The sequence below is a fragment of the Kribbella sp. genome, assembly GCF_035687465.1.
Classification (GTDB): domain Bacteria; phylum Actinomycetota; class Actinomycetes; order Propionibacteriales; family Kribbellaceae; genus Kribbella.
This window is the reverse complement of sequence record NZ_DASRXP010000634.1, coordinates 1-7,402: the sequence shown is the minus strand read 5'-3', so window position 1 is coordinate 7,402 and position 7,402 is coordinate 1. Positions and strand designations below refer to the sequence as shown.

At 68.0% G+C, this 7,402-nt stretch carries 9 protein-coding genes; 3 read left to right on the top strand and 6 right to left on the bottom strand.

Translation table 11 applies throughout. The annotated features are described in order from the left end of the window. The gene (locus VFG33_RS33900) at positions 1-126 is read left to right on the top strand and encodes a LuxR C-terminal-related transcriptional regulator (RefSeq protein WP_325057094.1); all 126 of its coding nucleotides are present in this window, start codon (positions 1-3) and stop codon (positions 124-126) included. 10 nt (positions 127-136) lie between these two features. On the opposite strand, the gene VFG33_RS33895 is transcribed toward VFG33_RS33900, so the two are convergent. Beyond that, entirely contained in the window at positions 137-988 is an 852-nt protein-coding gene (locus VFG33_RS33895) for an HAD family acid phosphatase (RefSeq protein ID WP_325057093.1), read from the bottom strand. A 183-nt stretch (positions 989-1,171) separates the two neighbouring features. Here VFG33_RS33895 and VFG33_RS33890 point away from each other — a divergent pair, with 183 nt between their 5' ends. Then, positions 1,172-1,654, top strand: coding sequence for an MFS transporter (locus VFG33_RS33890; protein WP_325057092.1), 483 nt, complete (start codon positions 1,172-1,174; stop codon positions 1,652-1,654). An 84-nt stretch (positions 1,655-1,738) separates the two neighbouring features. Beyond that, a complete protein-coding gene (locus VFG33_RS33885; protein WP_325057091.1) occupies positions 1,739-2,026 on the top strand; it encodes an MFS transporter in 288 nt (95 codons plus the stop codon). On the opposite strand, the gene VFG33_RS33880 is transcribed toward VFG33_RS33885, so the two are convergent. From VFG33_RS33880 to metH, 5 genes are all read right to left on the bottom strand, one after another. After that, positions 2,016-2,492 carry a GNAT family N-acetyltransferase gene (locus tag VFG33_RS33880; protein WP_325057090.1) on the bottom strand — a complete coding sequence of 159 codons (477 nt, stop codon included), beginning with the start codon at positions 2,490-2,492 and terminating at the stop codon, positions 2,016-2,018. The two genes, VFG33_RS33885 and VFG33_RS33880, sit on opposite strands and share 11 nt — an antisense overlap. Positions 2,493-2,496: 4 nt before the next feature. Then, positions 2,497-2,856 (bottom strand): DoxX family protein, encoded by a 360-nt coding sequence (locus VFG33_RS33875; protein WP_325057089.1) that lies wholly within the window; start codon positions 2,854-2,856, stop codon positions 2,497-2,499. A gap of 1 nt (position 2,857) precedes the next feature. Then, a complete protein-coding gene (locus VFG33_RS33870) occupies positions 2,858-3,493 on the bottom strand; it encodes an NAD(P)-dependent oxidoreductase (protein WP_325057088.1) in 636 nt (211 codons plus the stop codon). Continuing rightward, the gene (gene sigJ, locus VFG33_RS33865; protein ID WP_325057087.1) at positions 3,490-4,356 is read right to left on the bottom strand and encodes an RNA polymerase sigma factor SigJ; all 867 of its coding nucleotides are present in this window, start codon (positions 4,354-4,356) and stop codon (positions 3,490-3,492) included. Before sigJ ends, VFG33_RS33870 begins: the two co-directional genes overlap by 4 nt. Before the next feature lie 66 nt (positions 4,357-4,422). Then, on the bottom strand, positions 4,423-7,402 hold a 2,980-nt coding region (gene metH, locus VFG33_RS33860), incomplete at its 5' end, for a methionine synthase (RefSeq protein WP_325057086.1).

The window sequence follows — 7,402 nt, the reverse complement described above, 5'->3', positions numbered from 1 at the left end:
CTGTTCGTCTCACCGCACACGGTTCAGAGCCACCTGAAGTCGATCCTCACCAAGGTCGGCGTCCGCAGCCGCCGCGAACTGGCAGGACGGGTCTTCGCCCGCCACCACCAGTCCGTCGGCGACTGACCTGCCCAGCTCAGGGCAGGTAGTAGTTCGGGTTCGGGACCTTGAAGGTGCGGTCGGCGTGCCCGCCCTTGAGGTCGCTGAACTGGTCACCGAAGTTCGCCACGATGTCGTAGCCGAGCGATTCGATGTGCGCACGGGTGGCCGACTTGTAGTGGATCGTCGTGCAGGCGCCGTTCGGGTCGCTCGCGCAGGCCGTCTTCAGGTACGCCGGGTAGTCGGCGACGGCCGGCTTGGTGAACAGACCGTCCTCGCCATTGGGCAGCCCGGTCGGCTTCGGGAATCCCGCGTCGACGCCGATGCCGTCCGCGGTCAGGTTGCCGAGGGTCGCCTGCTCCTGGGCGGCACCGCGGCCGGTCAGGAAGAAGATCGCGTACCCCTCCCGCTCGGCCGTCTTCGCCAGGTCGACCATGCCGGGCACCGCCGGGAAGCGCTGCTCGGTGACGAAGGTGCCGTTCGTGGCCGGGTTGAAGGCCCAGTTGCTGACGATCTCGTAGTTCCAGGTCGCCAGCGAGGTGTCGTCGACGTCCAGCAGGATCGCCTTCGTGCCCTTGGGATGGCGGCGGGTGGCCAGCCAGCGCTCCCCGTCGGACGCGACCGACTTCGCCTCCTTGGCGTAGTTGCTCTGCGGCCCGAAGACCCCAGTTCCGAGCGGATCGCCGTAGTAGTTGCGGAGTTGCTGGCGCAGGACGTCGATGTTGGTGACCTGGTGCTCGGTCCGCGGGGTCGACGTCTGGATCGCCGGCTGCTGGGAGGCGACGCCGGCGGAGTACGCGACACCGCCGGCAACGGAGGCGACGGCCAGGGTGGCGGCGCCGGTGAGGATCAGCCGGCGTGAGGGCCGGCGCCAGGAACGGAGGAACATGGCAACTCCCAAGAGACGGGTAATGCTTGCAAAAGCAAACTAACCCCGGCGCCAGCGGATGCAGTGCCACCGCAGCCAACTCGGGGGGAAACCTCCGTAGGCGATTACCCACTGTCTCTGTTCGCAGCTCTTGACGTTACATCATCTGTTGGTGATATTTTAGCGACACATCATTAGCTGCTGATGCATCACCGACGCCTGGAGACCGCGATGAGCTGCGCGATCGAACTTGCGGTGGAGGCACCACCGTCGTCCCTCTGGTCGGCCAACTTCCGGCTGTACTTCGGCGCCCGCACCACCTCGCTGCTGGGCGACGCGATGCTGCCGGTCGCCCTGTCGGTCGGCGTCCTGCAAGCCGGGTACGGCGCTGCCGGCGTCGGCTACCCGCAGGTCGCGAACGACATCCAGCGGGCGAACGGCGTACTGCGGGTCGCCGAGTCCATGGCCGCCATCCTCGGTCCGGCTCTGGCGAGTGTCCTGGTCAGCATCGCCGGACCAGGTGCCGTCTTCGCGATCTACGCGGCGACGTACGGGATCAGCGCGGCCTGCCTGGTCGCGTTCAGAGCTGATCGTCAACGATCTCGATTCGACCGCACTCGGCATCGGCATGGCTGCCCTCGGCGCCGGCGGTGCTCTGGGTGGCACGCTGGCGATCCGGGTCCGTAGTACTCGTCCCTTGGCGGCCGGCGCGATCGGCTGGGCGCTGTTCGCGATCTACCCGCTGATCCCGCGCTCCGGCCGAACCTGCTGGTGCTGGTGATCGGCTGGGCCGTCGCGGGGGCCGGGATCGCCTTCTGGTCGGTCATCTGGGCCACCACGGTCCAGACCCAGATCCCGGCCGACCTGCTCAACCGCGTCTACGCGTACGACGTGGCCGGTTCGCTGGTGGCGATGGCCTTGGGCCGTTCGGTGGCCGGACCACTGGCGTCGGTGACTGGTGAACGACCACTCCTGGTTTTCGCTGCTGTGCTCGGAGTGCTCTGCGCCGGCCTGCTGCTCGCAGTACCGGCAACCAGGCGACTGCGGCTCAGTTCGTGAGATTCCTCAGATAGCGGTGGCATGGGACCGGAATCGGGCCGCCGTCCGCGGGGGCGGGGTAATCGAAGGCGCCGCCGTCGATCCAGCCGCTGCGCTCGTAGAAGCGGCGGGCCCGAGCGTTGCCGGTGGCAACGGCCAGCCAGGCCTGGTCGTGACCGTTCGCTTTCACCTGGCGCTCGGCCTCGACCAGCAGCGCTCCCGCCACGCCGGCGCCGCGGTGTTCGCGGGCCACGTAGACCTGCTCCACCTCGTCGCCGACCACCATGATGAATCCGGCGACCTCGTCACCGACAACCGCCACGGTGGTGTCGACGAGATGGTCCGGAACCCTGGTCCAGAACGATTCCTTGGTCCGGATCGCCACGAGCTCGTCGGGCACGTTGCCAACGTGGCCGTCGCCCCAGCCGGAGTACCAGATGGAGGCGACGGCATCGGCGTCAGCCGCTTCGGCGGGGCGCAGAATCATCCCGTCACTGTAATGACAGCTCGTGCACAAGGGCAGAGACAGCCATGGCCAGGAAGAAATTGGCCAGCCCGAACTGAGCCGAGTAGTCGTGAGCGCGAATGTGCGTGTAAAGCGCACAGACGAAGAACAGGACCAGACCGATCGCGGCGGCGGTCCCGACCAAAGGCACCCCGACGAGGCCGATCAGCAGGCCCACGGCACCGGCGGTCTTGAGCGTCCCGATCGGAAACGTCAGCCAGGACTCCGGTACGCCGGCCTTGACCATGCCCGGCAGAATCGCCTTCCAGTGCAGCAGGGCCGCGATCCCGGAGAAGGTATTGATGGCAACCGTCACCCAAGCGACGACAACAGCGGCAGTGTTCATCTCAGTACGCCGCCGCAATCGTCTGCCGGATGGTGTCCGGACGATCCAGTACGCCGAGCATGCAGTGCGCCACATCCGCCCGGGACAGCCTCAGGCCCTTCCGCAACTCCTTGCCAACGGCAACGCGATAGGAACCCGTCAGCGGCTCGTCGTTCAGCAGTGGCACGGCGACCGAGGTCCAGTCCAGCTCACTGGCTCGCAGCATGCCTTCCATCAGGGCGATGTCGGCGTAGTGCTTGTGCAGCACGATGTTCGCGATCCCACTCAGCGCCTTCTCCACGACCGGCCGCGTGCCTGGCCCCGGCGGATTCGCGATGCCGGCGACGCTGACGAGTACCAGCCGGCGGACCGCCGTGGCCTCCATCGCATCGATGATGGCCCGGGTGCCGCGGGAGACAACACCTGCCTCGGCCCTGCCCCGCGGCCCGAGCGCGGACAGCACGGCGTCGGCGCCACCCACTGCCTCCTGGAGCACGGCCGGATCCGCTGAGATCAGGTCGGCGTGGACCGTGGGGACGTTCCTGGTGAGGACGCTGGGATTCCGGACCACGATCGTGACTTCGTGGCCGGCGGCAATCGCTTGGTCGAGCAGCTGCCGGCCGGTGCCACCGGTCGCGGCGAAGATCGTGAGCTTCATCGGCCGTCCCCCGTGACAGCGAGGTGGGACAGCTTGTCGGGGTTGGTGACGGCGTAGATCCCGGTGATGTGATCCCCGTCGAGATCCAGCACGATGACCGCGAACGGGGTGTCGCCGGAGAGCAGCAACGCCGAGGGATCGCCGTTGACCGTCCGGTACTGGACGCCCAGCGACGGGATCGGCCGGCGGAAGGCATCGCCGACGATGAGGCGGGCGATCTTGTCCCGGCCCTGGATCGGGTGCAGCCCGGCCGCGCGGGCCTTGCCGCCACCATCGGCCCAGAGCGTCACGTCCGGCGCCAACACCTCGAGCAGCGCGTTGAGATCACCACCGACGACGGCCGCGATGAACCTTTCGGTGACAGCCAGCCGGACCTCCGGCTCGGCTTTGAACCGGGGCCGTCTGGCCTGCACGTGTTCCCGGGCACGATGAGCGACCTGCCGGATCGCCGCCGGGCTGCGATCCAGCATCTCGGCGATCTCGGGATGCGGGTAACCGAACACCTCGTTCAGCACGAACACCGCACGCTCCAGCGGGCTGAGCGTCTCCAGTACGACGAGCATCGCCATCGACACCGCCTCGGCCTGCTCGACCGGGTCGGCGGGGGTGACGACCGGCTCGGGCAACCACGGCCCGACGTACTGCTCGCGTCGCCTGTTGATGCTGGTACGCCGGGCCAGCGCGGCGTTCACCGCGATCCGCACCAGATAGGCCCGGGGATTCTCGATGCCGCCCCGGGTCGACCAGCTCAGCCAGGTCTCCTGGAGCACGTCCTCGGTGTCCGCGACGCTGCCGAGCATCGTGTAGACGATCGAGAACAGCAGTTCGCGCTGCTGGAGGAAGACCTCGGTCGATGTGTCCACTGCTTCACCCTTCCTGCGGTAGTTGCTTGCTACCTCTGAGAGCAACTACCGCAGGCAGGTGTGACATCAGTCCGGGTCGTAGGCCAGGTTCGGGCGGAGCCAGCGCTCGATCTCGGCCAGGTCCATGCCGCGGCGCTTGGCGTAGTCCTCGATCTGATCCTTGCCGACCCGGCCGACGCTGAAGTACTTCGCCTCCGGGCTCGCGAAGATCAGGCCGCTGACCGAAGCCGCCGGGGTCATCGCGAAGGACTCGGTCAGCGCCAGGCCGAGCTTGTCCGCCTCGAGGAGGTCGAACAGCAACTTCTTCTCGCTGTGGTCCGGGCTCGCCGGGTAGCCCAGCGCCGGCCGGATCCCCCGGAACCGCTCGGCATGCAGGTCCGCCAGCACCGGCTGGACATCCGGCTCGAACCACGCCTTGCGCGCCTCCAGGTGGATCCACTCGGCGAACGCCTCGGCCAGCCGGTCGGCCAGTGCCTTGACCATGATCGCCTTGTAGTCGTCGTTCTTGGCCTCGTACTGCGCTGCCAACTCCTCGGCACCGTGGATCGCCACGGCGAACCCGCCCAGGTGGTCGCCGGCGGGCGCGATGTAGTCGGCCAGGCACCGGTTCTCCCGGCCGGCCGGCTTCTCCGTCTGCTGCCGCAGCATCGGGAACGACTCGTCCAGTCCGTCCAGCAGGATGTCGTCGCCCTCGCTGTGCGCCGGCCAGAAAGCGTACGCACCCTCGGCCGTGAACGATCCTTCCGCGATGATCTGGTCGAGCATGGTGTTCGCGTCGTCGAACAACTCGCGTGCCACCGGCTGGTCCAGGATCGCCGGGTACTTGCCCTTCAGCTCCCAGGCCAGGAACAGGAACTGCCAGTCGATCATCGCCCGCAGGGCACGCAGATCCGGCGACTCCCGGCGCAGGCCGGTGAACGCCGGCACCGGCAGTTCGCCGTACGAGACCTTCTCGCGGTTCGCGCGGGCCTGCTCGATCGGCAGGACCGGCTTGCGCTGCTTGTTCGCGTGCTGCTCCCGGAGCACCTCCTGCGCGGCACTGTTGCTAACGGCAAGCTCTCCGGCGCGGCTCGGGTCCAGCAGGTCGGAGACGACCCCGACCACCCGGGACGCGTCCAGCACGTGCACGGTGGTGTTGTCGTACGCCGGCGCGATCCGCACCGCGGTGTGCTGCTTCGAGGTGGTCGCACCGCCAACCAGCAAAGGAAGTTTGAGCCCGCGGCGCTCCATCTCGGCGGCGACGGCGACCATCTCGTCGAGCGACGGCGTGATCAGCCCGGACAGGCCGACCACATCGGCGCCCTCCGCAATGGCCGTGTCCAGGATCCTTGCCGCCGGCACCATCACGCCCAGGTCGATGACCTCGTAGTTGTTGCAGCCGAGCACCACGCCGACGATGTTCTTGCCGATGTCGTGCACGTCGCCCTTGACCGTGGCGAGCACCACCTTGCCCTGGCCGCGGACGTCCTCGGTGCGTCCCTCCTGCCGGGCCAGCTCCTTCTCGGCCTCCATGAACGGCTCCAGGTAGGCGACCGAGCGCTTCATCACCCGGGCGCTCTTCACCACCTGCGGCAGGAACATCTTGCCGGCCCCGAACAGGTCGCCGACGATCTTCATGCCGTCCATCAACGGACCCTCGATCACCTCGAGCGGCCGCTTCCGGGTCAGCCGGGCCTCCTCGGTGTCGTCCTCGATGAAGTCCACGATGCCGTGCACCAGCGCGTGCGAGAGCCGCTCCTCGACGGTGCCCTCCCGCCACGTCAGGTCGACCTCGCGCTTGGTGCCCTTGCCCTTCACGTTCTCGGCGAAGCTGACCAGCCGGTCGGTGGCGTCGTCGCGGCGGTTGAAGATCACGTCCTCGACGAGCTCCAGCAGGTCCGCCGGGATGTCCTGGTAGACCGCGAGCTGGCCCGCGTTGACGATTCCCATGTCCAGGCCGACCTTGCCCGCGTGGTACAGGAACGACGAGTGCATCGCTTCGCGCACCACGTCGTTGCCGCGGAACGAGAACGACAGGTTGGAGATACCACCGCTGATGTGGACGCCTGGGCAGCGTGCCTTGATCAGCGGCAGCGCCTCGATGAAGTTCTTGGCGTAGCCGTTGTGCTCGGACATGCCGGTGGCGACGGCCAGCACGTTCGGGTCGAAGATGATGTCCTCGGCCGGGAAGCCGATCCCCGTGAGCAGGTCGTAAGCGCGTCCGCAGATCGAAACCTTGCGCTCGACCGTGTCGGCCTGGCCCTGCTCGTCGAAGGCCATCACCACCGCACCCGCGCCGTAGTCGCGGATCCGCCGGGCGCGCTCGAGGAACTCCTCCTCGCCTTCCTTCAGGCTGATCGAGTTGACCACGCCCTTGCCCTGCACGCATTTCAGCCCGGCCTCGAGCACGGTCCACTTCGAACTGTCGATCATGATCGGGATCCGGGCCACCTCGGGCTCGGTCGCGATCAGATTCAGGAAGGTCGTCATCGCCTGCTCGCTGTCGAGCAGGTCGGCGTCCATGTTCACGTCCAGCAGGTTGGCGCCACCGCGCACCTGCTCCAGCGCCACGTCCACCGCGGCCTGGTGGTTGTCGGACTCGATCAGCCGGCGGAACCGGGCCGAGCCGGTCACGTTGGTCCGCTCGCCGATCATCACGAACCCGGTGTCCGGGCCGATCTTGAAGGGCTCCAGTCCGCTGAACCGGGTGGCGGTGTCGGCGGGCGCGACCACGCGGGGCTTCAGTCCCTGCACGGTTTCCGCGATCCGCGCGATGTGGGCCGGCGTCGTACCGCAGCAGCCGCCGACGATGTTGACCAGACCGGAGGTGGCGAACTCCCCTACCAGCTCGGCCGTCTGGTCCGGCGTCTCGTCGTACCCGCCGAAGGCGTTGGGGAGACCCGCGTTCGGGTGGGAGGCGACGTAGGTGTCGGCGAATCGAGCGAGGTCGGCGACGTGGGGGCGCATCTCGGCTGCACCGAGAGAGCAGTTCACGCCGACGACGAGCGGCTTGGCGTGCTCGACCGAGCTCCAGAACGCCTCGACGGTCTGGCCGGACAGCGTGCGG